Source organism: Thalassococcus sp. BH17M4-6 (assembly GCF_049323015.1).
Classification (GTDB): Bacteria; Pseudomonadota; Alphaproteobacteria; order Rhodobacterales; family Rhodobacteraceae; genus Puniceibacterium.
In genome coordinates, this window is record NZ_JBMPGU010000015.1 from 55018 (window position 1) to 81939 (window position 26922).

Genomic DNA, 26922 nt, shown 5'->3' on the forward strand with positions numbered 1-26922 from the left:
GCACTTTGTTGCGTTTCGCCTCGGATTGGTTTTCCCGGCGGACCCCTCAGAACGTCTGGTCATAGTCCCCGACGCCGGGTTCTTCGCGGATCACCGCGTCCAGCTCGGCAAAGATCTGCCGCAGCTCCGCCTCGCTTTGCGAACTTTCGCAGACCACCACCAGGTTGGGGGTGTTGGAGGAGGCGCGGACAAGGCCCCAGGAGCCGTTTTCAAGGATGAGCCGCGCGCCGTTGACGGTGACCACCTCCTTGATCTTTTGCCCCGCCAGCGTGTCCAGCTTTTCGAGCCGCGCGACGGTGCGCTCAAGGATGTCGTATTTCTCGGTATCGGCCGCATAGGGCGAGAGGGTCGGCATCGACCAGGTGCGGGGCAGGGCGCGGCGCAGGTCCGACATCGACTTGTCCGGATTGCGGTCCATGAGCTTGCACAGTTCCACCGCGACCCGCATGCCGCAGTCGTAGCCGCGCCCGATCTCGCCCGAGAGGAAGTAGTGCCCGGATTTCTCGAACCCGGCAAGCGCGCCCAGATCGCGCACCCGGCGCTTCATGTGGGAATGCCCGGTCTTCCAGTAATCGGCGGTGATGCCGCCCTCGCGCAGCACCGGATCCGAGGCGAAAAGCCCGGTCGATTTCACATCCGCCACGAAAGTTGCGCCGGGATAGAGACTGGAAAGGTCGCGCGCCATGATCACGCCGACCTTGTCGGCAAAGATCTCCTCGCCCTCGTCATCGACCACGCCGCAGCGGTCGCCGTCGCCGTCGAAGCCCAGGGCGAGGTCGGCGCCCGAGGCGCGCACGCTGGCCGACATGTCGTGCAGCATTTCCATCGCTTCGGGGTTCGGGTTGTAATGCGGGAAGGTGTAATCGGGGGTGCAGTGGCTTTCCACCACCTCGACCCCGATCCGGCGCAAGAGCTCGGGCGCGAAGGCCCCGGCGGTGCCGTTGCCGCAGGCGCAGACCACCTTGAGCGGACGGGTCATTCTGAAATCCCCGGCGAGGTCGTCAAGATAGGCCTCGCGCACGCCGTCGACGAATGCGTAGGCCCCGCCCGGGCGCGGCTGGCCGCGGCCCTCAAGCACGATGTCCCTGAGTTCCGCCATCTCGTCGGGGCCGTGGGTCAGGGGGCGTTCGAAGCCCATCTTGACCCCGGTCCAGCCGTTGGGGTTGTGGCTGGCCGTGACCATGGCGACCGCGGGCACATCCAGGTGGAACTGCGCGAAATAGGCCATGGGCGACAGGCACGGGCCGATGTCGCGGACCGCGATGCCCGCCTGCATGAGGCCCAGGATCAGCGCGTTCTTGATCGACAGCGAATAGTCGCGGTAGTCGTTTCCGACGGCGATAACAGGCTCTATTCCGCGCAAATACATCTGTGTGCCGAGGCCTAGGCCAAGCGCCGTGACGCCGGGCAGGTTGATGCCTTCGGGATATTTCCAGCGCGCGTCGTATTCGCGAAAGCCGGTGGGGGCGATCATCGCATCGCGCAGGAAGGCCCAGCTGTTGGGGGTGACCGTGGAAAGCGGGGATGTCATCGCGGGCCTTTCGGAAATCATTTCGGCATATCGGTAGAAGCTTTGCGTGGGCGGTTCAACCGGGCCGGGGGATCGCCCGTTCCGGGCGATACGAGAGACGCTGTCTCTGGTACTCTGTGGCGTTTCAGCCAGGAAGAAGGGGCGGGTCAGCCGTCGCGCCGCAGGGTATAGAGCGCGCCCGCCGCGAGCGGGCCGGTGACTTCGGTTTCGCTGCCGTCGGCCCAGCGGATGTGCAGGCCGCTTGCGGCGGTGGCGCTGCCCAGGCCGAAATGCACCCGGGGGGCGTCGAAGGACATGAAACCGCCGCCCAGCTGCACCTCGCGGCTCAGGCTCTGGCCGTCCTGGAGCGTCAGGGTCAGCACCGCGCCGATGCCGTCGCGGTTGCCCGCGCGGTCGTCGAGCTGCACCGCAAGGGCGTTGCCCTCTTGGGCATTGTTGCGGAAGACCACCAGCGGACCGTTGACCGGGTGGGTCACCATGTCGAGATCGCCGTCGCCATCCATGTCGAAGGCGGTGGCGGCGGCGGTCATGAGGTAGTCTTCGAGACCGAAGGGACCCGAGGCTTCGGTAAAGGTGCCCTCGCCGGTGTTGTGGAAGAAGAGGTTCGAGGGCGAGACCTCGTTCGGGACCCAGGTGCCGTTGACGATATAGACATCCTGCCAGCCGTCATTGTCGAAATCCGCCACCTTTGTGTCCCAGGACCAGCCGCCGACCTCCAGCCCGCGCGGGCCCGCGGTATCGGCATAGGCCTGGCCCTCCTCCTCAAGCTCGAGCAGGACGTTGGAGCGCAGGATCTGCTGCACGCCGGCCTCGGCCTCGTCGGCGGTGACGGCGCGGACGGGCAGGAAATGCAGGTCGCAGAAGCTGCGCGGGCGCGGCTGGCTGTCGGGGATGAGGGCGCAGATCTTGGGATCGTTGCGCTGAATGGCGAGGTCCTTGACCAGCATCGCCTTGCATTCGGCCTGCAGCGCGCCGCTGAGCTCGGTGCATTTGCCGGCATAGGTCGGGTCGAAATTGTTGCCCGAGCGGTACCAGGTCTTGATCTGCATGTTGCGCGCGCAGGTGGCCTTGGCTTGCGGGTTCTCGATGCTGTCGCAGTAACGTGCCAGATCCTGCATCTTGAGCTTTTTCGACACGCCCGAGGAGCGGCCCGCGATCTGGGCGAAGTAGAGCTCTGGCATGCCGTCGTTCATCAGGTCGGCCACCTTGATCGCCATGGTCGTGGTGGTGGTGTGGGGCAGCTTGGCATCGGCATGGGTGATCTGGCGCAGCCCGCCCGCGCCGTCGCCCATGTAGAGGTAATCGGGGATTTCGAAATCGTTGCCCACCAGCAGGTCTGCGGCGCCGTCGCGGTCGACATCCGAAAACAGGATCGACAGGGTTTCGCCGGGAATGCCGGGCAGGTCGGTATAGGCGGCCCCGTCGAGCGTGCCGCCGGTGTCGTGGCTGTTCCAGACGATGCGGTTGCGGCTTTCCTCGCCCGGCACGCGGCGGTACCAGCCCGAGGTCCAGTTGCCCAAGGCGAGATCCAGGTCGCCGTCGCGGTCGGGATCGCCAAGGCTCAGGGCGAGCGACAGCACGGCGTTGTCGCGATTCTGAATCGGCGTGGGGGCGTCCGCAAAGCGGCCCTGCAGGTTGCGCCAGAGGTAATTGCCCTCGCCGTAGCTGGCGAGGATCAGGTCGCGCCAGCCGTCGTTGTCCACATCCGCCAGCACCGCGTTGAAGATGGCCATGTCGGCCAGCGGGCCCAGATCGACACTGATCCGGGCGAATTGCCCGGTGCCGTCGTTGGCATAAAGGTAAAGCCCGGCCTCGGTCGAGGCGACGACAAGGTCGAGATCGCCGTCGTTGTCGATGTCGCCCGAGGCCAGGCTGCGGCCTTCCCAGAAGGGCGGCCACATGTCGGTCATGGAGAATTCGAGCGGCTTGTCGATGCCGATCTGCGCCGCTTCCATCCGGGTGAAGCCGGTGTCGGTATCGGCGGCCGGGGATTTGGCGGCAAAGGGCGTGGCGGTGAGGCTGACGCGGTCCGCATCGGCGCTGGTCACGCTCCAGGGATCGGCGGTGGCGGCTTCGGCCGCCCAGATCAGCCGCGGGGCGTCGGTCTGCGCCTCGCCGGTCAGCATCCGCAGCGCCGCGTCGGATTTGTAGTCGTGCCAGGCCTGCGCGCCCCAGCCCGCGATCATGCCGAAGACCATCACCGTCACGGCCAGCATCCAGGCGGCGCGGCGGCCCACCGACTGCGCCACGATGAACCACGAATAGACACTGAAACTGCCCAATGTGAACAAGAGCGCCATGACGTAGCCCTGGCTCATGCCCGAGGAGAGCAGCACCCCCGCCATCACCACGTCGAACCCGATGGGCACCGGCAGGAACACCCCGACAGCGGCCACAGCGATCAGGATCAGAAGCGAAAAGCCTGCGCCCATCACCGCCTCGGTCGGCAGGAAGATCGCCACAACCGTGCCCAGGAACCCGGCGAGGATCATCAGCGGCACGGTCATCTTGACGATGTACCAGAGGTTCTTTGCATAGGCCTTGGCCACTTCCCAGACCGCCACGTGCAGACCTTCGGCGGTGGGCGCGCCCAGCCCCAGTTCCGCCGCCGTCCAGGGCGTGTCGATCCGGTGTTCGGGGGCAATCTCCACCCGCGGCAGGACCCGCGCCATCAGCGGCACCACCGCGAGGATGATGACGAGGCTCAGCGCGATCTTGGTCAGCGCCATGTAGAGCGGCAGCAGCGAAAAGAGCATCGTCAGCACCACGACGTTGAGCGTGGGCGAGGCGATCATCGCCGACAGCGTCGTTTCGGCCCGAAGCCCGCTGGTGTACATGCCCCGCGCGATCGGGGCGGCGCAGTTGACGCAGACCCCCAGCGGCGTGCCGATGACAAGGCCGAGGACCGAGTTCGAGAACCTTCCCTTGAAGCTTTTGGTGCGCAGGTAGCTGGCGGCGGTCAGAAAGGCGGCGGCGAAGAGCACGCCGAAGGTCATGCCCTTCTTGTTGGTGTTGATCCAGTTGAGCGTCGACCAGAAGATCCGCTCGTAGATCGTCATGTCGCCGGTGATCGGGAATTTCGCCTCGAAGCTCAGCGCGTCCTCGAGCTGGATCGCGCCCGACATCATCGCCTTTTCGTTGAGCGCGGGATAGCGCGAGCCGGTCCAGAAGAGATAGGCCAGAATGGCGACGATCAGGACGGCAAGCAGGAAGCGTTTTTCATAGGGTTTGGCGATGAGGCTGGACATGGCGGGTGTGTCACCTGGGGCTGTGGGAAATGGGTTGAGCAAAGGCAATGGACGACGCGGAAACCAATGGCGAAAGGTTAACGGCTTTGTCCGTTTCGCGCCAGTCCCAAGAGCAGGGGCCGACAGCCGGATGGGCGGCATGAGACGGGGCATCGGCGGGCCGCGGTGCGGCGATCCGGGCCTTTGAGCGGCGCGGTTCATGCCTGCCACATCCGGACTCCGTTCCCGCGGTGCGCCAGGCTTTGCCAAATCGCCGTGCCGGGGGGCGGCCCGGCGATGGCGCGGCGGCCTTCGGCCTTGTTCCGCGCCAGGCGTGCGTGCCCCCGGTCCGGCAACCAGATGCGGGGCTAGCCCGTTTTGTCGGCCTCCCGGATCGCGCCTGCCGCGCCAGCGATGAACCGGATCACCCGGCAGATCTCGGCCACGTCGGCCAGATCCGCGGCCCCGCCCCCGGGCAGCAGCATGACCCGGTCGCAAAGCGCCTCGGTCCGGGGCAGCGACAGCTCCGGGTTGGCGGCGGCATGCGGCGGGCTGCGGTGGCCGCCGGGATAGAAATAGCGCCGCGCCCAGATGCCTTCGGCGGTCAGCAGCGCGACCAGCCGGTCGCGGGTCAGGCCAAAGGCCCGGGCATCGACCTCGGTCACCACGTAGTGGTGGTTGTTGTCCTCGGCCTCGGGCGGGCATTTGAGCCGCAGACCGGCCAGCCCCGCCAGCCCGTCGCGATAGGCGGCATGCACCGCGCGGGCCGCTTGCCGCGTGGCGGGAAAGGCGTCGAGATTGGCCAGCCCCATCGCCGCATGCAGTTCCGACATCTTGGCGTTGACCCCCAGACATTCGACCCTGTCACTGCCCGAAAAGCCGAAATTGCGCGCCAGCCGCAGCTGGTCGGCCAGGGCCGCGTCGCAGGTGGTGATCAGCCCGCCCTCGCAGGCGTGAAAGGCCTTGGTGGCGTGCAGGGAAAACACCTCGGCCCGGCCGAACCGGCCCAGCGGGTGGCCGTTGTGACGCGCGCCGAAGGCATGGGCGGCATCGAAGAGCAGCGGAATGCCCGCCGTGTCGCAGAGTGCCTGCAGCGCGTCGATGTCGCAGGGGCTGCCCCAGACATGGGTGGCCACGACCGCGCCGGTACGCCCGGTCAGCCGGGCGGCGGCGTCGGCGGGGTCGAGCGCCATGTCGGCGCCGACCTCGCAAAAGACCGGGGTGAGGCCGCGCAGCGCCAGCAGATGCGCGGTCGAGATGAAGGTGTAGGAGGGCAGCAGCACCTCGCCGCGGATGTCCAGGCAGTGCATCACCAGATCGAGCCCGGCGGTGGCGTTGCTGGTCAGCACGCAGTCCGGCACGTCAAGAAATTCCGACAGGCGGTGTTCCAGCTCCTGCACCAGCGGGCCGTCGTTGGTGAACCAGCGCCGGTCCCAGATGTCGTCGATCATCGCGTCAAAGGCGGCGCGGTCGGGCGCCATGGGGCGGTTGACGTGGCGCGGCGTGTCAAAGACCGGCGGCGCGCCGAACAGCGCCAGATCCTCCGGCCCGGCGAGGGGCTTGTAAGTGTACGCGGGGGCGGGGCTGTCGGGCATTCGGGATCGCGCGCTGGGAAGGTTCGAATATCCCTGACACGTTTCCCCGGGCATCTCAATCGTGCGGGCTGCGGCTCAATCGCCGGAAAACGCCGCCCCCGGGGCGCGGTAGGCGGGAAAGAAGCCACCCGTGGGCACGGCCCCGCCGCACAGGTCGCGGTACCGGGCCGCATCCAGCACCTTGCCGCAGATCAGCGCACTGCGGGTGTCGGTGGTCCAGCCTTTCTTGAACCGCGCCAGCCCGTCGCGGGCGGCGTCGTCATGTCCTGCGGCTCCGCCCAGGTTCGCGTGGTGCAACCCGCGTGCCTCCAGCTCTTCAAGCGTGGCGTGGATCAGCGCATAGCTGGTGTTCTGCCGGTGCGCCCGGGGATCCAGGAACATCAGGTGCAGATTGGCGGTGGCCCCGTGGCAGAAGGTCAGCATCGCCCCGGCCAGACCCGTCGCGTCATGCGCCGCCATCAAAAGTCCGCCGGGCACGGCCAGTTGCTGTGCCACGACATCGCGCGACAGGGCCTGGATGCCGCGCACGTCGTGGCGGGCCACCGTGGTCTGGTAAAGCGCCCAGAGGGCATCTGTCAGCGGCACCGGGTCGGCGACGATCTGCATCTCGTGCGCTTCGAGCGCGCGGCGGGCGATGCGCCGCATTTCCTTTGGCCGGGCCCGACGCCAGTCGGTGCGCAGGTCGGTGACATAATGGGTCTTGAAGGGCCTGCAGAGCGCCCAGTCGCCGGTCGCCTCTTGCACCTCAGCTGCGGCAAACGGATCGCCCACGAAGGTCACCGACACCGCGCCGGGCTGCGCCAGATCGGGCAGGTCGGCGGCCAGTGCGGACCAGTCGGCGCACATGGCGTAAGGATAAAGGCCCATGTAATCGAAGCTGTCCGCCCCCAGCGGTCGCCGCAGAAGTTGCAGGCCGGAGCGGGGCAGCACGAGAGATGTGCCGAATTCCGCGTAGCTTTGTCCAAAGGCGGGCGACAGGTAGCCGGTCATCGCCCGATCAGGATGTCGTGCCGATACCAGGCTCCGGCGACGGCCGGATCGACCGGCGCGAAGCTGGCCGAAAGGCCCAGATCGGCGCAGATCCCGCGCACCTCGTCCTGGCCGTACCAGTGGGTGACAAGGTCCCGGCCCAGCCAGCGGCGCAGCCGCAGTGCAAGGCCTGGGTTCAGCCGCTGGTCGAACTCGGCGCGCCGTGCGGCATCGGGCACGAAGGCAAAGAGCATCTTCGCCCCCGGCGTCGTCATCTCCATGAGCCGGGTCAGCAGCCTGCGGAATTCGGATTTGGAGAAATGCTGGAGGGCGGCGTTCATCAGCACCCGGTCAAAGGGGCCGTCGGCGGCCAGGCCCGTGGGCAGGCTTTTTACATCCACGACCTTGTAGGTCAGATCGGGTGCGGTGCATTCGGCTTGCGCCACCTTGATCATCGCGGGCGAGAAATCCACCGCCAGGGTGCGCGCCACGCTCTGCGCCAGCGGCTTGGTAAAGACACCGTTGCCGCAGCACAGTTCCAGAAGGTTCGTGTCTGGCGCAAGGTCCAGCTGTGCCCTGAGCGCACCCAGCATGGCGTCGAACTGGTCGGGGGTGATCGGTTTGCCCGCCTTGGTGTGGCCGACCTGCCAGAACAGCCCCTTGTCGGCCCCGGCGGCGACGCGGCGGTCGTAATATCTTGAGACCCAATTCATTTGTCGGCTTTCCGGTAAAGACGGCTTTGCAATTACCGTGCGCGGTTTCGTCTTGTCCAGTGTCCATTGCGAAGGGGTGGACGTGCGGGCGCCGCGCGCGGTTTTGGCGGCATCGGAGGGGACGCTCGATTTCCCCTGTCCGAGAATTGTTCTATGACGCAATGACAGGGGACGATGCCGGAGACGATTGAGCGACATGAAGCTGGAATTTTTGCTGTGCGGCAGCCCCACCGACGGGTTCTTTTCCCAGATGGCGTTCTTCCGGCTGTGCCTTGATGCGCTTGGCGGTGACGAGGCGCAGGCGCGGCTGGTCTGTACCTTCGGCGATCATACGGTCGAAGAGATCCCGGCCCGCTGGCAGCCCTGGTTCGAGCGGATCGAGGTGCATTGGGCGCATCCCCCGGGGGCGCCGAACCCCGCCCATATGCATCAGCACGAGATGCGGTTCGACCTGCTGGATCCCGGGGCCGATCTGTCGGTGCTGTGCGATGCCGATGTGACGGTGCTGGCGCCCGTCGGTGCGATGGCGCGGGAACTGCTGACCGAGCAGGCCCTGGGCGGGGTGATCGCGCATTACCATTTCCCCTGGGAGGGGCGTGACCGGAACCCCGGGCGCGACTGGCCCGAGATCGCCCGGGCGGTTCTGGGGCGCGATATCGCCACGCCTTACCGCTATACGCTGGTGCCGCAGGAGGGCCCGCCGGAGACACCGTTCTACATCAACTACGGCATGTTTGCCGGACCGCCGGCGCAATTGGCCGCCTTTCATGCCCGTGACCGGGCGCTGCGCCCCGGGGTGGTGGCGCAGATTGGCGACTGGTGGGCACCGCAGGTGTCTCTGGCGCTGACCTGCATCGATCTGGGCCTGCCGGTGCGCGCCCTGCCGATGCGCTGGAACTTTCCCAACGACCCCATCGCCGACCGGCTGTATCCGCAGGAACTGGAGCAGATCGTGTTCCTGCACTATCTGCGCAGCCGGGGGTTCCGCCGCGACCGTGTGTTTGCCGATGCGCAGGCCTTTGCGCAGTTTCTGGATCAGCCCATGGACGGGTCGAACGCGGTTTTCCAGCGCGCAGTCGCCCGGATCACCGGCGGCCGCTATCCATTCCCGGGATAGGGCCTGCCGCGCCGGGACCCAGTGCCTGTACCTGTGCAAAAAGCCGGTCGCGGGTGGCGTCGTCATGGCGCCGTCCGCCCAGGTCGCCGGTCTGGCATGCGGCATGCGCGGGGTCCAGAAAGCTGCGGGCAAAGCGCCTGTTGCTCTCGGCGAAGTCTGCGCGGATGGCGCGGGCCTGCGCGGCGTCCAGCAGCACCGCGGGCAGATCGCCCGCCGCCTCGAACCCGGCAAAGAGCTTGCGGTAAAGCGACTCGCGGCCCTCGATCTCGATCCCGTTGAGCAGCCGTGCGGCCAGCAGCGCCCGCGCCCCGACAGAGCGGTTGGCATAGGCCGCATCGCCCGCGGGGTCGGGGGCGGGCAGGCCGCTGACCGGCAGGCAGGACAGAAACTGCGCCACCGCGTCGCCCGCGGATGCGTCGTAGACCCGGGCGTGGATGGCATCCGCGCCGAAGCGGTCCCGCCAGGCGGTGCATTCGGCGTCGTAATCGGCCCCCTCCATGGTGGCGGCATAGGCGTCAACGCTGCGTGTCTCGCGCTTGAGCTTGACCATCTGGTTGTACTCGGATTCCGCCAGCTCGTCCTGCGAGCGCACCAGAAAGATCACCTCGAACCGCAAGCGCACCGGCAGGGCGTCGAACCAGGCGCGCAGGTCGCCCAGGTTGGCCAGCGGAAGGTTTTCCGAACTGAGCAGGATCGCGGGCGCGGGGCTGGCGCAGATCTCGGCGGCGGTCTGCTCGCGGATGCCCGCCGGATCCCTGGCGGGGATCATGATGCCGGGCATGTCGGTGATGAAGCTCTTGGCGAAGGCCTGGTGGCCGACGCCGCGCCCGCGGTCGCCCGCCAGCAGATAGTCGACCCCCGCGGCCAGCAGCGCGTCGCGGTTGCGCCCCAGGTAGGCCTGTTGCGCGGTGGTGCCGGTCTTGCCGCGACCGATATGCAGATAGAGGGTTTTCAAGGGGCCGGGTCCGCTGCGAACATCGGCGCCATAGGCCCCCGGGCGGGGACCGCTGTCAACCCCGCAGGCTCAGTCGCGCCGGGCCAGATGCGCCTCGACCGCGGCCAGCCGGGCCTCGAGCTCGGCGATGTAAAGATGCGCTTTCTCCAGCTCGTTGAGCATGCCGCCGGTCATGGCGGTGATGTTGAAGGGGCCATCCTCGGGCGTCGGGCCGACGGCGGGCAGGTGCTTGTTGACGCGCATCATCGCCGCCTGCTCGGCAATCGTGGGCAGCGGATAATCCGGCTCAAAAACCCGGTCGCACCCGGCGGCACAGGACCCGGCGGTAAAAAGCTGGCCCTGGATCGTGAGGTTGCCGCCCGCGGTCAGGCTCATCTCGGCGCCATCGGCCACCGCGTCGGCGATGATGAAACGGTTGGGACTGGCCTGTTCATGGGTGAAGAACCAGGTGGTGCCGGCCTGGGTGTTGTCCATGGTGAAGAACGACCCGCCGTTGCTGCGCATGGTGAACATGCCGCGCGCCGCAGAGGGGCCTGCGGTGTTTTCCACCAGCACCTCGGCTGTGCCATTGGCGCGCTGCACATGCAGCGGTACGGCGGGCGTGCCGGTGCCGATGCCGACACGGGTCGTGCCGGCATCGGCATAGATCAGCGGGGCGAGGCTTACGCCTCGAACCTCGAAATCGTAGTCGTGCCGCCCGGTGTTGAACGAGGTGACCGAGGGTCCGATCACCTGCGTCAGGTCCGGTGCCGAGACACTCAGGGAGAATATCCCCTCTTCGCTGGTCGGGCGTTTGATGGCGAACGCCCCGAAATCCTCGATACCGATCTCATAGCTCAGTCCCCCACCCGCACCGATGTCCGTCCGGTCGATCCGGATCGCGGAGCTGGAGGCTGTCAGCATGTTCAGCCGCGCCTGGGGGAGCGACGTGCCAAGGCCCAGATCGCCATCGGGGGCAATGAAAAACGCGTTGGTGGGGGCCGCGGCGCTGACGGTCAGCGGGGTGGTGCCGTTGGTCAGATCCTGCAGCATGAACTGATCGCGCTGACCGCTCAAGACCTCGTTGGCCTGCAGCGCCCAATCGGCGGTGGGAAAGCCGGAGGTCGTTGAAATGTCTTCGAATTCGATCCGGTTCACGGCGCTTTTCAGCTTGATCTGATTGAAATCGCTGCTGAAGCTTTCGTTGACCGCACAGGCACTGCCCACACACAGATTGTTGAAGATGGTGGGGTTCGTGCTGGACAAGACCTCGGCGCTGGTCAGGCCGGGCAGCAGGCAAAGCGTGGTGGCGAAAAGATGTCTGAAGGTCATTTTACGATCTCCGCCCCTGGGCTTAGCGGGTGGCTTGCAAAAGGGTTTCAATCTGCGCGAGCCGGGCCTCGATCCCGCGCAGGCGGGTCAGTTCGGCCTCCTGCTCGAGCGTATAAAGCGTCAGCTCCTCGACCTTTTTCAGCAGCGCCATCTGCATGGCGGTCATGTCGAGGCCGGTGTCGGCGATCTCTGCTGCCGAGGGCACGTCGGGCAGGTGGGAATGCGCGTCGATGAAGCTTGCAACCTCCGACAGCGGTCGCAGGGCATAATCCTCGGCAAAGACGTAGTCGGGCACATTGAGCGTGGTATTGCCCGAGATGAAGTTGCCCGGGATGGTCACGTCGCCTCCGGCCGTCAGGGTGAACTCCGGCCCGTCGGCCACCGCGTCGGCGATGATGAAGCGGTTGGGCGATGCCTGTTCATGGGTGAAGAACCAGGTGGTGCCGGCGTTCGTGTTGTCGAGCGTGAAGTAGGACCCGCCGTTGTTGCGCATCGCGAACATCTCGCGCGCGGCGACGGGGGCGGCGGCGGTGTTTTCCACCAGCAGCCCGGCGCTGCCGTCGGTGCGCTGGACATGCAGCGCGGCGGCGGGCGTGGAGGTGCCCATGCCAACCCGGTTGCCACTGGTGAGATAGAGGCTGTGGGTTCTCGCGCCGTTTTCAACCGTGAAAGGCAGGAGGCTCAAGATGGTCCCGACGTCGACCAGTTGAAACCCGAAGTCGGACACCTGCACATCCCAGATCTGCGATCCGTTGCCTTCGGACGCATCCTGTTCGAGCCGCAGGGTCGCACCCACGCCATCGACCACGTGCAGTTCGCGCTGCGGCAGGCTGGTGCCAAAACCCACGCCCGCCGGCTCGACGACAAACGACGAGTCGGGCGACTGGCCGTTGATCAGGAACGGCGTCGTCGTGCCGCCGGTCACGCGGGTCGCGGACAGGGCAAAATCCCTGGCCCCGCCGTTTGTCGCAGACCCGGTCAGGGACCAGTCCGTCACCGTGCTGTTGCCGCTGTCGAACAGGATCTTGGGCACTGCGGATTTGATGATGATCCCGTTATAGGGCGCGGCATCGCCATCCCCGGCCACGCATTGCGGACCGATACAGGCGTTGCCGATCACGTTCAGATTGTCGTTGACGAGGTCTTCGGCACTGGCCTGCGTGGCCAGGGGCACGGCCAGGGCAAGGGCGAACAAGGTGGAAATCGGGCGGGTCATGCAATGCTCCTGTCAATCAAATATCGGGCGCCCCCGGGGGCGCCCGGTGGGTCCGGCTTTATGTCAGTCGGCCGTCTCGAGCGCCTCCAGCCGCGCGACAAGCATGACCGACAGCGCCTGTTGGTCTTTTATCACCTCTTTCATCGCGGCGATGTCGTCGTCGCGGGCGGTCAGCCGTTCCTCGAGCTCGGCGATGTAAAGATGCGCCTTTTCCAGCTCGTTGAGCATGCCCCCGGTCATCGCGGTGATGTTGAAGGGGCCGTCCTCGGGCGTGGGGCCGACATTGGGCAGATGCTTGAGATCGCGCATCATCGCCGCTTGCTCGGCGATCGTCGGCAGCGGGTAATCCGCATCGAACACCCGGTCGCATCCCGCCGCGCAGGAGCCGCCGGTGAAAAGCTGGCCGGGAATGGTGAGGTCGCCATCCGCCGTCAGCGTCATCTCCGGCCCGTCGGCGACGCCGTCGGCGATGATGAAGCGGTTGGGGGAGGCGTCTTCGTGAGTGAAGAACCAGGTGGTGCCCGAGGCGGCATTCTCGAAGGTGAAGTAGGACCCGCCGTTGTTGGAGAGCTTGAACAGTTCCTGCGCGCCCGACGCGCCGGTATCCTCGACCAGCACCCGCGCGCTGTTGTCGGTGCGCCGGACGTGCACGGGGGCTGCGGGGGCGGACGTGCCCATGCCGATATTGCCGTCGCTGTCGATGTCTATGGAAGATGAGGGCGCGCCCGGACGGACCTGAAAGGGCAGCCGTAATGTCGTGGCATCGTAGAGATAGAACCCGCTGCTATTGCCCCTCAGGTCCCAGATGTAGGGCGTGCCGGTATTCTCCTCGAGGCGCAGGCGGGCCTCACCGAAAAAGCCGGTGTCGACGATATGCAGGTTCGATTGCGGAATGGACGTCCTCATCCCGATATTGCCGTCGTCGCTGATGAAAAGCGCGTTGCTGGGCGCCTCTTCATCGATCACCAGCGGGTAACGGAACAGGCTCTCGTTCTTGATCGAAAAGCCGTTATTGACCCCCGAGGAGGTGTCGTCGACGGTCATGGTCCAGATGCTGTCACCGCTCGTGGTGTCGTGGAACTGGATCTCGGGGATCGATCCCTTGATCTTGATGTCGGTGGCGCCGAAGCTTTCCCCGTTCTGGCACGTGTTTTCGCCTGCGCAGATGTTGCCGGTGACAATGAGATCGTCGGTGATGACCTGGTCGGCCTGCGCGGCGGAGGACAGGAAAAGGACAAGCGCGCCGCTGCTGGCAATCGGGCGGAACATGAAAAAACTCCTTTGAACATTCTGAAAATGAATGCGTCCGCCCCCGGGGGCGGTGCGGGCACAAAGGTTAACGCCTTCGGGAAACCTGTCAACGCGCGTGGTGCGGCGTCACCGCTCCCGCGCTTCGAGCCGTTCGAGACGGGCCAGCAGGGCCGCGTTGGTGGCATCCTGCGCGGCGATCCGCGCCTCCTGTTCGAGCGTGTAGAGCGTGAGCTCCTCGACCTTCTGCAAGAGCCGCATCTGCATGTCGGTCATGTCGAGGCCGTCCTTGGCGATGTCCGCCGCCGAGGGCACGTCGGGCAGGTGGGAATGCGTGTCGATGAAGGCCTGCACCTCGCTGAGGGGGCGCAGCGCGTAGTCCGGTTCAAACACGTAATCCGGCACGTTGAGCGTGGTGTTGTTCACCACGAACCCGCCCGGCACGGTCAGAATGCCGTCGGCGCTCAGGCTCATCTCCGGCCCGTCGGCCACGGCGTCGGCGATGATGAAGCGGTTGGGGGCATTGTTCTCATGGGTGAAATACCAGGTGGTGCCGGAGTTGGTGTTGGCCAATGTGAAATAGGATCCGCCGTTGTTGCGCATCTCCAGCATCTCGCGCGCGGTGCTGATGCCGGTTTCCTCCTCCACCCGGATCTTGGCCGTGCCATTGTCGCGCCGGATGTGCAGCGACGCGACGGGGGTTCCGGTGCCGTTGCCGAGGTTGCCGTCCTGGGTGATGCGCATGGAATTGGTCGGCGCGTTCTTGAAGATGGAAAACGGCGTCGTGCCCAGGTTCACATCGCGAATGTAGATGTTGCCGTGGTTGAACAGCATGTCCCAGGTCTGCGCAGGCAGGCCGCCCGCGGCGCTTTGTTCCATGCGCAGGGTCGGCGACGTGGTCGAGACGATGTGCAGCTCTCTTTGCGGCATGAAGGTGCCAAAGCCGATCTGACCATCCTCCGCGACGACAAGGCTGTTGGTGGGGGCGGCGCCCAGCAGGGCGAAGGGCCGTGTGTTCTCCGACAGGTTCTCGACCGCGAAAAGCTCGTTGCCGAATTGGAAGTTATCATTCGCCCGCAGCCGCCAGTTGTTCGACGGAAAATCGCCGCTGGGCGTGGAGGTGTCGATGAATTCGAGCCGGGTGTACACGTCCTTCAACCGGACGGTGGCCTCGCCGCCCAGGTAGTTTTCAGGATCGTTGCAGGCCGCGCCGACGCAGAGGTTGTCTTGGATGATGGTGTTGGAATTGATGATGTTGTCGGCGGGGGCCTGGGCCGCGAAAAGGGCCAGTCCAGTGGTCAGGGCTGTAAGGCGCATGTTTCAAACTCCTTTGCGAAATGCCCGGAGTATACAACAGCGGGCGCCGGAATCAGACCCTGGAGTCATTGGTCCTGTCAGGCTTATTTCCGGCTGGCGGTGATCTCTTCCGACAGCGCCGCGACCTGCGCGCGCAGGTCGGCCATCTCATCGCGGTCCCTCTCCAGAACAGCGAGCCGCTCTTCGAGCCGGGCGATGTAAAGATGCGCCTTCTCCAGCTCGTTCAGCATGCCGCCGGTCATCGCGGTGATGTTGAAGGGGCCGTCCTCGGGCGTCGGGCCGACGGCGGGCAGGTGCTTGAGATCGCGCATCATCGCCGCCTGTTCGGCGATGCTTGGCAGCGGATAGTCTGCGTCGAACACCCGGTCGCAGCCCGCGGCACAGGAGCCGCCGGTGAAAAGCTGGCCGGGGATGGTGAGGTCCCCGTCCGCCGTCAGCGACATCTCGGGGCCATCGGCCACCGCGTCGGCGATGATGAAGCGGTTGGGGGCGGCGTTTTCGTGGGTGAAGAACCAGGTGGTGCCCGACGCCGCGTTCTCGAAGGTGAAGAACGACCCGCCGTTGTTCTTGAGCCTGAACATCTCCTGCGCGCCGTTGTTGCCGCTGTCCTCGATCAGGATGCGCGCGCTGTTGTCGGCGCGCAGGATGTGCAGCGGCGCAGCGGGCGTGGTGGTGCCCATACCGGTGTTGCCGTCGGTATTTTCGACGAAGAGGGCCACACCTTCGTCGGAACTGACCTGGAAGTCCACCGTCGACAGGAAGGGCACGGGGTTGACGTGGAACTTGGTCGCATTGGCCTCGAAAAGATAGGGTGCGTCCTGTTCGATGAGAAATACCAAGGCTCTTTCCGTGCGGTTGCTCAGGGAAAATCCGCCTTGGAGATTGACATACATTTCAAAGGCCTGTCGTGGGCCGACGGTGGTGGGGCTGCTGATCGTCAGCCCCTCGTTGATGGACGTTTCGATATGAAGCGCGGTTTCCGGCAGGCTGGTGCCCAGCCCGATATAGCCGTTCTCGGCCATGAAAAAGGCGTTCTCGGGCGCAGAATTGCCGATGTGAAACACCTTGCGCCCGGTCGAGATGTCCACCACCCCGAAATATTCCTGGCCATTGGCGAAACTGTCGCCCAGTCGGATTTCCCAATCGTCGTTGGGGATATTCGAGCCGGTGGTGTCGTCGTCGACAAAGCGGATGCCCACATTGGCGCCCTTGAGCCGCAGCGCCTCGGTGGCGGTAAAGCTTTCGGCAGCGGTGCAGCTGAGGCCCGCGCACAGCCTGCCATCGACGCTGTGATCGCCTGACAAAAGGGTCTGGGCGCTGGCGCCACCGGGCAGCAGGGCGCACAGGGCGAGGGCGGGCAAAAGGCGGGGCATGGGCAAATCCTTTGACAAGACCTTGGGATGAATGCCGGAAAGCCTAGCCGCACATGGCTATTTCACAAGGAAAACATGGTGTTGTTCTGCCCAGGGTTGCGCACCCCCGCCCGACTGCCCGGGGCGGTGTCGCGCGGGGGGCGCGCGGTGGCAAAGCGGTCGAGCCCGCGCCCCGGTCGGGGAGGGGCGCGATGCCGCCCCCGCGCGCGGGGGCGGCGGTCGGCTTATTTCAGCGCGGCGACCTCGGCGCGCAGGGCGGCCAGGGCGCGGTCCTGTTCGGCCAGCCGGTCGTTGAGCGTGGCGATGTAGATATGCGCCTTTTCCAGCTCGTTCAGCATTCCGGCCACCTTCTGCGTGACGTTGAACGGCCCGTCCTCGTCGGTGGGGCCGACATTGGGCAGGTGGCGGTTTTCAAACATCATCGCCGCCTGTTCGCTGATGCTGGGCAGCGGATAGTCGGCATCGAAGACCCGGTCGCAGCCCGCGCCGCAGACAGCCCCCGTGGTGGTCAGATCGCCCGTCAGCACCATGTCGCCGCCTTCGGTCAGCGTCATCACCAGCCCGGTGCTGGAATGGCTGAGCAGAAAGCGGTTGGGGGCGTTGTTCTCATGGGTGAAGAACCACGATTTCCCGGTGCTGGTGTTCTCCATCGTGATGAACGACCCGCCGTTGTTGACGATCTTGACCGCATCCAGCGCGCCGCCGGTGGTGCGGTTGATGTGCACCGCGGCGGTGGCATCGAGGATACCGACGCCGACGTTGTTGTCGTTGTCGATCACCAGCGAATTGCTGTCCGCGCCCGGGCGCACCCGGAACGGCAGGGTCGAGCCGTTGGAGGCGTCGCGCAGGAAGAAGCTGGTTTCGTTCCCGGCCAGGTCCCAGGTCTGCGCGGCAAAGCCCGAAGAGGTGTTCTGTTCCAGCCGCAGGGTCGGTGTGTCGCCGTTGCTGGTGTGCAGTTCCGTCACCGGATTGGCGACACCGAACCCGGCGCGGCCGCCGCTGTCGATCACCAGCGCGTTGTTGGGGGCGTTGGCCTCGAAGGTGGCGACGCTGCGGTTCGCGGTGGCGTCGACGATGCGGAAATACTCGCCCCCGCCGTTGACGTTGGAATTGGCCTCGAGCCGCCAGTCCTGGTTGGGAAAGCTGCCGGCGGTCGAGGTGTCGTCGAAATGGACCCGCAGGTTGTTTTCCTTCAGGCGGATCGTGTCGGCGCCGTAGGTTTCGCTGTTGGCGCAGTCGAAGCCGACGCAGAGGCTGTTGTAGATCGTGGTGTTGGAATTGATCACGTTCTGCGCGCCGACGGTCGTCGCCAGCAGGCACAGGGCCGCCGCCACACCGGCGGGGATCGGGGAAAATCGTGTCATCTGGAATTCTCCTGTCAAAAAGACTTGGGCGTTCTAAAGAGCAGGGACCCCCTGCAATGCCGGGATTTATCGCCCCCGGGGCGGGGGTCGGTCAAGATGTCAGTTCCGTCTGGTCGGTCCCGGCCAGGCCCGCCCGCGCCGCGATCCGGGGTCAACGCGCGGCCAGCGCCGCCTCGAGCCGGGCGATCCGGTCCTCCTGTTCCAGGGTGTAGAGCGTCAGCTCCTCAACCTTTTTCAGAAGCGCCATCTGCATGTCGGTCAGGTCCAGGCCGTCCGCCGCGATCTCGGCCGCCGAGGGTACGTCGGGCAGGTGGCGGTTGGTGCCGATGAACGCCGCAACCTCCGCAAGCGGCCGCAGCGCGTAGTCGGGGCCAAAGACGTAATCCGGCACATTGAGCGTGGTGGCACCCGAGATGAAGTTGCCCTGCACCGTGAGGTCCCCGCCCGCGGTCAGACTCATCTCGGCACCGTCGGGCACGGCGTCGGCGATGATGAACCGGTTGGGCGCGGCCTGTTCATGGGTGAAGAACCAGGAGGTGTTGCTGTCGGTGTTCTCGAGCGTGAAATACGACCCGCCGTTGTTGCGCATCTTGAACATCTCGCGCGCCGCCGCGGTGCTGAGGGCGGTGTTTTCCACAAGGATCGCCGCCGCGCCGTCGTTGCGCTGCAGATGCAGCGCGGTCTCGGGCCCGAAGGTGCCCAGCCCCAGGCGGCTGTTGGCGGCATTGCTGTGCAGGATCATCGCTGTGTCGCCCCACAGGGTGAAATCGTAGTCGCGGTTGTCGGCGTTGATCACCGCCCCGCCCGAGAGCAGTTCGAGCGCCCCGGGCGGTGTGGCCAGGGCCACGCGGAAGGGCACCCAGGAAAAGTTGCCGACATCGATCAGGCTGAGGCCCCCGGCACTGACCGACAGCTCGAAGGCTTCGTTGCCCATCACGGTGCCCGTGTCGGTGGCGTTCAGGCGCAGCCCGGCAGAGCTGCTGCCGACGACATGCAGGTCGGTCTGCGGCAGCGCCGTGCCCAGGCCGACATCGCCGTCGCTGGCCAGGCGGAACCCGTTGGTCGGGGCGCCCGCGTCGATCCGGAAGGGGATGCGAAAGGCGGTGGTGTCCTGGATCGAGAAATAGTTCGCGCCGCTAGACGATATGTCATTGGTGATCAGCGCCCAGTCGTTGCCGGGAAAGGTGGTCGAGGTGTCGACGAAATCGATCCGGGTGCGGTTGTCCATGATATGAAGACCGCCGGAGGCGTTGTCCGGCAGGATCGGTGTCGGGTCGTCCGGGCAGCCAAGTCCGACGCAGAGGGTTTCGCGGATGGTGGCATCCGACAGGGCCTGCAGCACCTGGGCGCTTGCCCCCTGGCTGGACAGGATCAGTGCGGCCAGCGCCAGCGCCGGGCGGACGGGTTGGAACAGACGGGTCATGAAAATCTCCTTTGGAAAAGACTGCGGCGGTCAAGGGCCTGACAGGGCGTCCCGCCTGGCCACAGGGTTGAAAATGAACGGATACGGCGCGTCTGCGGTCGATCCTGTCGCGGCATCAGCGGCTTTCGCGGCGCGTCAACAGCGCCTCGATGCGGGCGACGCGCAGTTGCAGGGCGTGGTTCTCGGCCGCCAGCGCCCGGTCGCGCGCCTCGAGCTCGGCGATGTAAAGATGCGCCTTCTCCAGCTCGTTGAGCATGCCCCCGGTCATCGCGGTGATGTTGAAGGGGCCATCCTCGGGCGTCGGGCCGACGGCGGGCAGGTGCTTGAGATCGCGCATCATCGCCGCCTGCTCGGCGATCGTGGGCAGCGGATAATCCGCATCGAAGACCCTGTCGCAGCCTGCCGCACAGGAGCCGGCGGTGAAAAGCTGGCCGGGGATGGTGAGGTCCCCATCCGCCGTCAGCGACATCTCCGGCCCGTCGGCCACCGCGTCGGCGATGATGAAGCGGTTGGGGCTGGCATCCTCGTGGGTGAAGAACCAGGTGGTGCCCGCATCGGTGTTCTCGAAGGTGAAATACGACCCGCCGTTGTTGGATAGCTTGAAGAGTTCCTGTGCGCCGCTCGCCCCTGTATCCTCGACCAGCACCCGCGCGGTGTTGTCGCTGCGCGCCACGTGCAGGGCGGCGTTGGGGGCGGCGGTGCCCAGGCCGATGTTTCCGTTATAGAAGATGTGCAGGGCGCTATCCGGCGCTCCGGCCCTTATCTCGAAGGGGATATCTAAGGTCTGCGGGTTGGAGACATAAAAGCCCGAGCTGTCGCCCGAGAGATACCAGGAATAGGGGCTGAAGCCGGTATCCTCGAACCGGATGCCCGGATCGCCGCCAGAATCGGCGATGTGCAGATTGGCCTGCGGCAACATCGTGCCCAACCCGATGTTACCGGTTTTCTGGACATAAAGCGCGTTGCTCCGCGTGCCCCCCTCGATCAGGAACGGGACCGAATTGTTGTCCAGATCCCGCACCGCGAAATATTCCCTGCCGCCGTTGGAGAAGGGCAGCGTGGAATTGATCTCGAGCCGCCAGTCGCGGAATGGAAGGGTGCCGTTGTCGGTGGAGCTGTCGATGAACTGGATGCTGGGGCGTGACCAGTTGATCTTGAGCGTGTAGTCGGTGCTGAAACTTTCCGCCCGTACGCAGCTGAAGCCCATGCAGACCTGATCGTCGAGCACGGTATCGTCCTGGACATAAAGCGCGGCACTGCCCGTGTCGCTGTCGCTGATGGTGACGCCGTTGCTGAAAACGTCCTGCGCCGTAGCGGGCAGGGCCGTCAGGGCGGCGCCCAAAGACACGAGGCCGAAGGCAAAAGGGCTGGGAAAGAGGGGATGGATCATCGGCGGGCTCCCGAAAAGGGCGCCAGCCTATGCCGGGGCGCGGCGCGACAAATGGAACGGTCTGAAATCCCGCCACCCCGGACGGCGGGTGGGGCAAAGGTTAACAGGGCAAAAGCCTGCCCTGTCAAATCTTTCGCCCTGCCTCAGCGCGCCGCGAGATTCGCGACAAGCGCCTCGAGCCGGGACACACGCGCGGCCAGGGCGGCGTTCTGGGCCTCCTGCGCGGCGTTGCGCGCCCGCTCGGCGGTCAGCGCGCCGTCCAACTCGGCGATATAAAGATGCGCCTTTTCCAGCTCGTTGAGCATGCCGCCGGTCATCGCGGTGATGTTGAAGGGGCCATCCTCGGGGGTGGGGCCGACAGCTGGAAGGTGCTTGAGATCGCGCATCATCGCGGCCTGTTCCGCGATGGTCGGCAGCGGATAATCCGCATCGAACACCCGGTCGCAGCCCGCCGCACAGCTGCCTGCGGTGAAAAGCTGCCCCGGAATGGTCAGATCGCCCTCTGCCGTCAGCGTCATCTCCGGCCCGTCGGGCACCGCGTCGGTGATGATGAAGCGGTTGGGGGCGGCGTCTTCGTGCACGAAGAACCAGCTGGTTTCGGCACGGGTGTTCTCCAGCGTGAAGTAGGAGCCCGCGTTGTTGACCATCGCGAACATCTCGCGCGGGGCCGGCGGGCTGGACCTGGCATTTTCCACCCGCACCGCGGCGGTGCCGTCATTGCGCGAGATGTGCAAGGGGGCGATCGGGGCGGCGGTGCCCAGCCCCATGCTGCCGCTGTCGCCGGCCACGAACAGCGCGTCGAGGCTCTGCGCCGAGGAATAGTGCAGACCGAAATCCGCCTGGCCCGCGTTCAGCCGCAGCGCGTCCGCTTCGAGGGTCAGACCGTCGTCCGGCGCACCGACGTCGATGGCGAAGGGCGTGAGGCCTGCCGTACGGTTGACCAGTCCCAGCTGGCCAGCCGTGTCGATGTAAATGTCATAGGCCTGTGAACCCAGATCGAAGGGGATGCGCTCGACCAGCACACCGGCATCTGCAGAAGCGCCATTGGGCGCGATCAACACGTGCAGCGGTGCCAGAGGTTCCCGCGTGCCCAGCCCGATATCGCCGCTGCTGTCCACATAAATCGCATGGGTCGGGGCACTGGCTTCGATCGTGAAGGGTCGGCTTGTCGCGTTGAATCCGCGATCCTGCTGGATGGAAAAGAAATTCTCTCCCCCCTGCGCAAGCGGGTCGTAAAAATCATTGGTCCGGATGAACCAGTCCGAGGTCGGGAAAGACGGCGCGGAGGTGTCGTTGAGATGGATCTGCGTGCGCAGGGCACTCAGCTCCAGCGTCGCGATATTGCTATCGGTCTCATCGGGTTCGTCGAAGACCGGATCGTCGATACAATCGGCGCCCAGGCAGAGGCTGTTGCGGATCGTGGCATCGGCGTTCGACAGCACTTGCGCGCCCGCCACCTGGGCGGAAAGCGCCAGCATGGCGGTTCTGGTCAGCCACAGGAGGGCGGTTGCACGGAGGTGGGGCATCGGCATTCCTTTCGTGGGGTCGGCAGGGTACGGGGCGGGGCCCGCGAGGGGGCTACCGGCGGGGCTGCGCGGCCTCGAGCCGCCGCAACCGTGCCGCCTGTTCGGTCAGCCGGGCGTCTTGCCGCGCTAGCCGGGCCTCTTGGGCCCGGTTGGTCCTTTCCAGGTCCAGCGTGTAAAGCGTCAGCTCCTCGACCTTCTGCAAGAGTCGCATCTGCATGGCGGTCATGTCGAGGCCGTCCTGGGCGATCTGGTCTGCCGAGGGCACGTCCGGCAGGTGGCGGTGTTCGGCGATGAAGGCCTGCACCTCCGACAGCGGGCGCAGCGCGTAGCCGTCCTCGAACACGTAATCCGGCACATTGAGCGTGGTGGCGCCCGAGATGAAGTTGCCCGGAATGGTGATATCGCCGCCCGCGGTCAGGGTGAATTCCGGCCCGTCGGCGACCGCGTCGGCGATGATGAACCGGTTGGGCGGCGCGTTTTCATGGGTGAAGAACCAGGTCGTCCCGGCCTGGGTGTTGTCGAGCGTGAAATACGACCCGCCGTTGTTGCGCATGGTCAGCAACCCGCGAGTGGCGGTCGTGCCGCTGGTGTTCCGCACCAGGATGCCCTGCAGGTCATTGGCGGCGGGGCTGTCGCTGAGGATGTCCAGCGGCGCCATGGGGTTGCTGGTGCCCATGCCCACATCGCCGGTCTCCTCGACCCAGAGCGCGTTATTGGGCGCGCTGTTTTCCACGAAGAACGGGAAGGATAGGGCATTGCGTTCGAAATAGCCGATGCCGTCATTGCCGACGCTGACCTCCCAATCGGCGTTGGAGGTGGTCTCTTGCAGGCGGATCTTGGCGGTGCTGGAGGACGCCATGTGCAGATCGGCTGTGGGCAATTCGGTGCCAAGGCCGACCCGGCCATTGTCGTCCAGAACCATCGTCGAGGTCGGCGCCCCGGCCTTGATCGTCAGGATCTCGGCGCCGGTTGCGGCGTCGACGAACAGCAGTTGATCCTCGCCGCCGGAAAACCGGTCATTGGCCTGGATCGCCCAGTTGTGCGTGGGAAAGCTGCCGCCGGGCGTTGATGTATCCTCGAACAGAATGCGCGTGTTGTTGGCCTTGACTTCCAGTTGGTTGAAATTGCCGCTGAAGCTTTCGGCGGCGTTACAATCCAGCCCGATGCACAGGTTGTTGCGGATCGTGGGGTTGGTGGAGGACAGAACCTCGGACTGTGCCGTCGGCGCGCATGTGACGCCCAGCACGGCGGTGCAGAGAAACGGGGCAATTCGGGTCATGACTGTCTCCTGTGGTGTTCGCTTGGCCAGGGCGTGCGATCGTCCGGGGTGGCTGTTATTCGCGCACGCCCACCGGGGCACGGCACGGGGGGGTGCGGGCGGGATCTGTTGCACCGCGCGGCGCCGGGATCAGTCGCCGCGCCCCGCGGCCAGCGCCGCGACCGCCGCCGTCAGCCCGGCCAGTTCCGCGCGCAGGCTGTCCACTTCGCCGCGCAGCGCGGTGTTTTCATCGTCGAGCTGCGCGATGTAAAGATGCGCCTTCTCCAGCTCGTTGAGCATGCCGCCGGTCATGGCGGTGATGTTGAACGGGCCGTTCTCGGGCGTCGGGCCGACATTGGGCAGGTGCTTGAGATCGCGCATCATCTCGGCCTGTTCGGCGATCGAGGGCAGCGGGTAGTCTTCGTCGAACACCCGGTCGCAGCCCGCCGCACAGGACCCGGCGGTGAAAAGCTGGCCGGGGATGGTCAGATCGCCGCCTGCCGTCAGCGACATCTCCGGCCCGTCGGCCACGCCGTCGGCGATGATGAAGCGGTTGGGGGCGGCCTGTTCATGGGTGAAGAACCAGGTCGTCCCGGCCTGGGTGTTGTCGAGCGTGAAATACGACCCGCCGTTGTTGCGCATGGTCAGCATCTCGCGCACCGCCGAGGGGCTTCTGCCGGTATTCTCGACCAGCACCGATGCGGTGCCGTCGGCGCGGGTCACGTGCAGCGGGGCGGCGGGCGCGCCGGTGCCCAGACCCACCGCGCCGCTCGTGGTGTCGACAAGAAGCGCCGCCTCGCCCGCATCGTTGTGCACCCGGAAATCGTAGCCGGAATTGCCGACGTTCACGGCCAGCTCGCCGTCCCGCAGAACCACCGCGTCATCGTCGGCGCCGGTGTCGACGGCAAGGGGGACCGACGCGAGATCGGTGAGGCGGAAGCCGGAACTGTCGACGCCCAGCTGGTACGAAGTCTCGCCCCCCACGCCGGTTGCGGTCAGGCGCATGATGACATTGCCGCCGGTCCCGACCAGATGCAGCCGGTCCTGCGGAATGCTGGTGCCCAGCCCCAGCCACCCAAAGCTGCTGAGATAGATCGCATTTTCCGGCGCGCCCGCCTCAAGCCGCAGCAGATCGCGCCCGGTCTCGACATCCTCGATGGCGAAATACTCGCCGCCAGAGATGTTGGTCTCTATTGCGAAATCGTTGGTGGGCGCGGGGGCATTGCTGCTGTCCTCGAAAATGAGGCGGGGAAAGCTGGTCTTGATCTTCAGGCTGCCACCGAAGCTTTCAGAGCCTGTGCAGTCGATGCCCGCACACAGACGGCCGTCCACGCTGTGATCGCCCGACAGCACGGTCTGGGCGAGGGCAGGCAGGGGCAGGGAAAGGGCAAGGCAGAGGGGCAGGAGGCAAAGCTTGTCGGTCATCGGAAATCCTCGGGTCGGCTGGAATACCCGATCAAGCATAGCCGAGACCGCTCATGCGGCAAAGCAAACCGCGGCTGGCCGCGATCACTCCGCCGCCGCGGCCTCGAGCCGTGCGAGCCGTGCGTCGAGCCCGCGCAGGGCCGCGAGTTCCGCCCGCAGATCGGCGGTTTCGGCCTCCTGCGCCTGCAACCGGCGCTTTTGCGTGTCGATGATTTCCTGCTGCTCCAGCGTGTAGAGCGTCAGTTCCTCGACCTTCTTCAAGAGCCGCATCTGCATGTCGGTCATGTCGAGGCCCTGCGCCGCGATCTCGGCCGCCGAAGGCACATCGGGCAGGTGGCGGTTGGTGCCGATGAACTCCGCGACCTCGGAAAGCGGCCGCAGCGCGTAGCTGTCCTCGAACACGTAATCCGGCACATTGAGCGTGGTATTGCCCGAGATGAAGTTGCCCGGAATGGTCACGTCGCCGCCCGCGGTCAGGGTGAACTCCGGCCCATCCGCCACGCCGTCGGCGATGATCAACCGGTTGGCACCGGCGTTTTCATGGGTGACGAACCAGGTCGTGCCAGAAGCCATGTTTTCGAGGGTGAAATACGACCCGCCGTTGTTGCTGAGCTTCAGCATCTCCTGCGCGCCGCTCGCACCGGTATCCTCGATCAGCAGGCGTGCGCTGTTGTCGGCGCGGGTCACGTGCAGAGGGGCGATGGGGATGTCGGTGCCGACGCCGATATCGCCCGTCACCTCAAGGTCGGCGCGCACCAGCGCGTCGCCGTTCACGTCAAGGGCGGCACGGACATCGACAGTGTTCAATCCGTCGTTGGTGGCGATCCCCACACCGTCGGGTTCCACCACCAGCATGCCGTTCGGCGTACCGGGAAACAGCCGGAACGGCAGCGCCCCGGTGATCACGTCGCGGATGATGAAATTGATCCTGTTGCCCAGGACATCCCATGCATAGTTTCCGGAATTATTCGTCTCCAACCGCATAAAGGCATCGGTCGGGCTGACCATGTGCAGGTCGGCCTGTGGCAGCGATGTGCCCAGACCAAGATTGCCGCTGTTGGCCAGGACAAAGCTGTTGGTCGGTGCGCCCGCATTCAGACGGAACATCCTGCGGTTCGCGGTGACGTCGCTGATGGCAAAGTAATCCGCCCCGTTCTGGAAATTGTCGTTGATTTCGATTTTCCAGTCATTGGTGGGAAAGGGCGCGTCGGACGCGTCTTCGAACACCAGCTCGATGGAATCCTCCTTGAGCACCAGGGTGCGGTCGCCGCTTGCCGAGTAGTCGTCGCATTCGGGGCCGACGCATAGAAAGCCGTCGATCGAGCCGGTGCCGGAGTGGAAGATATCGGCCTGCAGCGCGCCGGGAAGGGTAAGGGTGCCTGCGACGAGCGTCAGGGCTTTGATCGTGGTGTTTTGCATGGGATCGCTTTTTCCTGGGGGCGAAGTTCTCTGTGGGGTGTCCGGGGTCAGTGCTGAGTCAGAAGCGCGCCAAGCTGCGCCTCCAGCCGGGCGATGCGGGTCTCCTGAGTGGCGTTCCGGCTCTGCTCGGCCTCAATCCGGCGATGCAGGCTGGCGATGTATAGATGCGCTTTCTCCAGATCGTTGAGCATGCCGCCGGTCATCGCGGTGATGTTGAAGGGGCCATTTTCGGGCGTGGGGCCGACATTGGGCAGGTGTCTGAGGTTCTGCATCATCTGCGCCTGTTCGGCAATCGTGGGCAGCGGATAATCCTGCTCAAAAAAACCGGTCACAACCCGCGGCGCAGAGCCTGCGGTGAAAAGCGCGCCCTGGATCGTCAGGTCCCCCCCGGCGGTCAGGCTCATCTCGGGACCGTCCTGCACCGCGCCGGCGATGATGAAGCGGTTGGGGGCGCTGTTCTGGTGGGTGAAGAACCATGTCGTGCCCGAGGCGGCATTCTCGAAGGTGAAATACGACTCGCCGGTGTTGGACAGCTTCAGCATCTC

20 protein-coding genes are annotated in these 26922 nt (G+C 65.7%); 1 reads left to right on the forward strand and 19 read right to left on the reverse strand.

The genetic code is table 11. The features are described from left to right. Positions 1–46: 46 nt before the first annotated feature. The 5 genes from ACOXXX_RS18235 to ACOXXX_RS18255 all read right to left on the reverse strand — a co-directional run bounded on the left by ACOXXX_RS18235 (position 47) and on the right by ACOXXX_RS18255 (position 8035). A complete protein-coding gene (locus tag ACOXXX_RS18235) occupies positions 47–1531 on the reverse strand; it encodes a phosphomannomutase/phosphoglucomutase (protein WP_422828042.1) in 1485 nt (494 codons plus the stop codon). 146 nt (positions 1532–1677) lie between these two features. After that, positions 1678–4779 (reverse strand): FG-GAP-like repeat-containing protein, encoded by a 3102-nt coding sequence (locus ACOXXX_RS18240; RefSeq protein WP_422828043.1) that lies wholly within the window; start codon positions 4777–4779, stop codon positions 1678–1680. A 347-nt stretch (positions 4780–5126) separates the two neighbouring features. Further along, a complete protein-coding gene (locus ACOXXX_RS18245; protein ID WP_422828044.1) occupies positions 5127–6353 on the reverse strand; it encodes a DegT/DnrJ/EryC1/StrS family aminotransferase in 1227 nt (408 codons plus the stop codon). A 75-nt stretch (positions 6354–6428) separates the two neighbouring features. Next, positions 6429–7343, reverse strand: coding sequence for a GNAT family N-acetyltransferase (locus ACOXXX_RS18250; RefSeq protein ID WP_422828045.1), 915 nt, complete (start codon positions 7341–7343; stop codon positions 6429–6431). Beyond that, the gene (locus ACOXXX_RS18255) at positions 7340–8035 is read right to left on the reverse strand and encodes a class I SAM-dependent methyltransferase (protein ID WP_422828046.1); all 696 of its coding nucleotides are present in this window, start codon (positions 8033–8035) and stop codon (positions 7340–7342) included. Before ACOXXX_RS18255 ends, ACOXXX_RS18250 begins: the two co-directional genes overlap by 4 nt. Before the next feature lie 196 nt (positions 8036–8231). Between ACOXXX_RS18255 and ACOXXX_RS18260 the strand changes: the two genes are divergently transcribed. Beyond that, a complete protein-coding gene (locus ACOXXX_RS18260) occupies positions 8232–9152 on the forward strand; it encodes a hypothetical protein (RefSeq protein ID WP_422828047.1) in 921 nt (306 codons plus the stop codon). On the opposite strand, the gene ACOXXX_RS18265 is transcribed toward ACOXXX_RS18260, so the two are convergent. The 14 genes from ACOXXX_RS18265 to ACOXXX_RS18330 all read right to left on the reverse strand — a co-directional run bounded on the left by ACOXXX_RS18265 (position 9121) and on the right by ACOXXX_RS18330 (position 26919). Further along, positions 9121–10107: a hypothetical protein gene (locus ACOXXX_RS18265; RefSeq protein ID WP_422828048.1), complete on the reverse strand. Its 987-nt coding sequence runs from the start codon at positions 10105–10107 to the stop codon at positions 9121–9123. The genes ACOXXX_RS18260 and ACOXXX_RS18265 overlap by 32 nt on opposite strands. A gap of 69 nt (positions 10108–10176) precedes the next feature. Beyond that, a complete protein-coding gene (locus ACOXXX_RS18270) occupies positions 10177–11418 on the reverse strand; it encodes a hypothetical protein (RefSeq protein WP_422828049.1) in 1242 nt (413 codons plus the stop codon). Positions 11419–11440: 22 nt separating this feature from the next. Continuing rightward, on the reverse strand, positions 11441–12634 hold the full coding sequence (locus tag ACOXXX_RS18275; RefSeq protein WP_422828050.1) for a hypothetical protein: 1194 nt from the start codon (positions 12632–12634) through the stop codon (positions 11441–11443). A 63-nt stretch (positions 12635–12697) separates the two neighbouring features. Continuing rightward, positions 12698–13903, reverse strand: a complete 1206-nt coding sequence (locus ACOXXX_RS18280) for a hypothetical protein (RefSeq protein WP_422828051.1) — start codon at positions 13901–13903, stop codon at positions 12698–12700. 108 nt (positions 13904–14011) lie between these two features. Continuing rightward, entirely contained in the window at positions 14012–15199 is a 1188-nt protein-coding gene (locus ACOXXX_RS18285) for a hypothetical protein (RefSeq protein ID WP_422828052.1), read from the reverse strand. Positions 15200–15282: 83 nt separating this feature from the next. Further along, positions 15283–16572, reverse strand: coding sequence for a hypothetical protein (locus tag ACOXXX_RS18290; protein ID WP_422828053.1), 1290 nt, complete (start codon positions 16570–16572; stop codon positions 15283–15285). A 224-nt stretch (positions 16573–16796) separates the two neighbouring features. After that, positions 16797–17936 carry a hypothetical protein gene (locus ACOXXX_RS18295; protein ID WP_422828054.1) on the reverse strand — a complete coding sequence of 380 codons (1140 nt, stop codon included), beginning with the start codon at positions 17934–17936 and terminating at the stop codon, positions 16797–16799. A 151-nt stretch (positions 17937–18087) separates the two neighbouring features. Continuing rightward, a complete protein-coding gene (locus tag ACOXXX_RS18300; RefSeq protein ID WP_422828055.1) occupies positions 18088–19359 on the reverse strand; it encodes a hypothetical protein in 1272 nt (423 codons plus the stop codon). Positions 19360–19474: 115 nt separating this feature from the next. Beyond that, on the reverse strand, positions 19475–20749 hold the full coding sequence (locus tag ACOXXX_RS18305) for a hypothetical protein (protein WP_422828056.1): 1275 nt from the start codon (positions 20747–20749) through the stop codon (positions 19475–19477). 143 nt (positions 20750–20892) lie between these two features. Then, a complete protein-coding gene (locus ACOXXX_RS18310; RefSeq protein WP_422828057.1) occupies positions 20893–22275 on the reverse strand; it encodes a hypothetical protein in 1383 nt (460 codons plus the stop codon). 52 nt (positions 22276–22327) lie between these two features. Then, the gene (locus ACOXXX_RS18315) at positions 22328–23554 is read right to left on the reverse strand and encodes a hypothetical protein (protein ID WP_422828058.1); all 1227 of its coding nucleotides are present in this window, start codon (positions 23552–23554) and stop codon (positions 22328–22330) included. A gap of 129 nt (positions 23555–23683) precedes the next feature. After that, positions 23684–24958, reverse strand: a complete 1275-nt coding sequence (locus ACOXXX_RS18320; protein ID WP_422828059.1) for a hypothetical protein — start codon at positions 24956–24958, stop codon at positions 23684–23686. An 84-nt stretch (positions 24959–25042) separates the two neighbouring features. Beyond that, positions 25043–26377 (reverse strand): hypothetical protein, encoded by a 1335-nt coding sequence (locus tag ACOXXX_RS18325; protein ID WP_422828060.1) that lies wholly within the window; start codon positions 26375–26377, stop codon positions 25043–25045. 47 nt (positions 26378–26424) lie between these two features. Continuing rightward, positions 26425–26919 (reverse strand): hypothetical protein, encoded by a 495-nt coding sequence (locus tag ACOXXX_RS18330; RefSeq protein ID WP_422828061.1) that lies wholly within the window; start codon positions 26917–26919, stop codon positions 26425–26427. Positions 26920–26922: the final 3 nt, after the last annotated feature.

Coding starts and splice junctions, on each gene's coding strand:
- ACOXXX_RS18315 (WP_422828058.1), bottom strand. CDS start 23,554: ATGACCCGAATTGCCCCGTTTCTCTGCACCGCCGTGCTGGGCGTCACA.
- ACOXXX_RS18240 (WP_422828043.1), bottom strand. CDS start 4,779: ATGTCCAGCCTCATCGCCAAACCCTATGAAAAACGCTTCCTGCTTGCC.
- ACOXXX_RS18255 (WP_422828046.1), bottom strand. CDS start 8,035: ATGAATTGGGTCTCAAGATATTACGACCGCCGCGTCGCCGCCGGGGCC.
- ACOXXX_RS18305 (WP_422828056.1), bottom strand. CDS start 20,749: ATGATCCATCCCCTCTTTCCCAGCCCTTTTGCCTTCGGCCTCGTGTCT.
- ACOXXX_RS18325 (WP_422828060.1), bottom strand. CDS start 26,377: ATGCAAAACACCACGATCAAAGCCCTGACGCTCGTCGCAGGCACCCTT.
- ACOXXX_RS18270 (WP_422828049.1), bottom strand. CDS start 11,418: ATGACCTTCAGACATCTTTTCGCCACCACGCTTTGCCTGCTGCCCGGC.
- ACOXXX_RS18245 (WP_422828044.1), bottom strand. CDS start 6,353: ATGCCCGACAGCCCCGCCCCCGCGTACACTTACAAGCCCCTCGCCGGG.
- ACOXXX_RS18235 (WP_422828042.1), bottom strand. CDS start 1,531: ATGACATCCCCGCTTTCCACGGTCACCCCCAACAGCTGGGCCTTCCTG.
- ACOXXX_RS18275 (WP_422828050.1), bottom strand. CDS start 12,634: ATGACCCGCCCGATTTCCACCTTGTTCGCCCTTGCCCTGGCCGTGCCC.
- ACOXXX_RS18285 (WP_422828052.1), bottom strand. CDS start 15,199: ATGCGCCTTACAGCCCTGACCACTGGACTGGCCCTTTTCGCGGCCCAG.
- ACOXXX_RS18320 (WP_422828059.1), bottom strand. CDS start 24,958: ATGACCGACAAGCTTTGCCTCCTGCCCCTCTGCCTTGCCCTTTCCCTG.
- ACOXXX_RS18330 (WP_422828061.1), bottom strand. CDS start 26,919: ATGCTGAAGCTGTCCAACACCGGCGAGTCGTATTTCACCTTCGAGAAT.
- ACOXXX_RS18310 (WP_422828057.1), bottom strand. CDS start 22,275: ATGCCCCACCTCCGTGCAACCGCCCTCCTGTGGCTGACCAGAACCGCC.
- ACOXXX_RS18300 (WP_422828055.1), bottom strand. CDS start 19,359: ATGACCCGTCTGTTCCAACCCGTCCGCCCGGCGCTGGCGCTGGCCGCA.
- ACOXXX_RS18290 (WP_422828053.1), bottom strand. CDS start 16,572: ATGCCCCGCCTTTTGCCCGCCCTCGCCCTGTGCGCCCTGCTGCCCGGT.
- ACOXXX_RS18295 (WP_422828054.1), bottom strand. CDS start 17,936: ATGACACGATTTTCCCCGATCCCCGCCGGTGTGGCGGCGGCCCTGTGC.
- ACOXXX_RS18260 (WP_422828047.1), top strand. CDS start 8,232: ATGAAGCTGGAATTTTTGCTGTGCGGCAGCCCCACCGACGGGTTCTTT.
- ACOXXX_RS18250 (WP_422828045.1), bottom strand. CDS start 7,343: ATGACCGGCTACCTGTCGCCCGCCTTTGGACAAAGCTACGCGGAATTC.
- ACOXXX_RS18280 (WP_422828051.1), bottom strand. CDS start 13,903: ATGTTCCGCCCGATTGCCAGCAGCGGCGCGCTTGTCCTTTTCCTGTCC.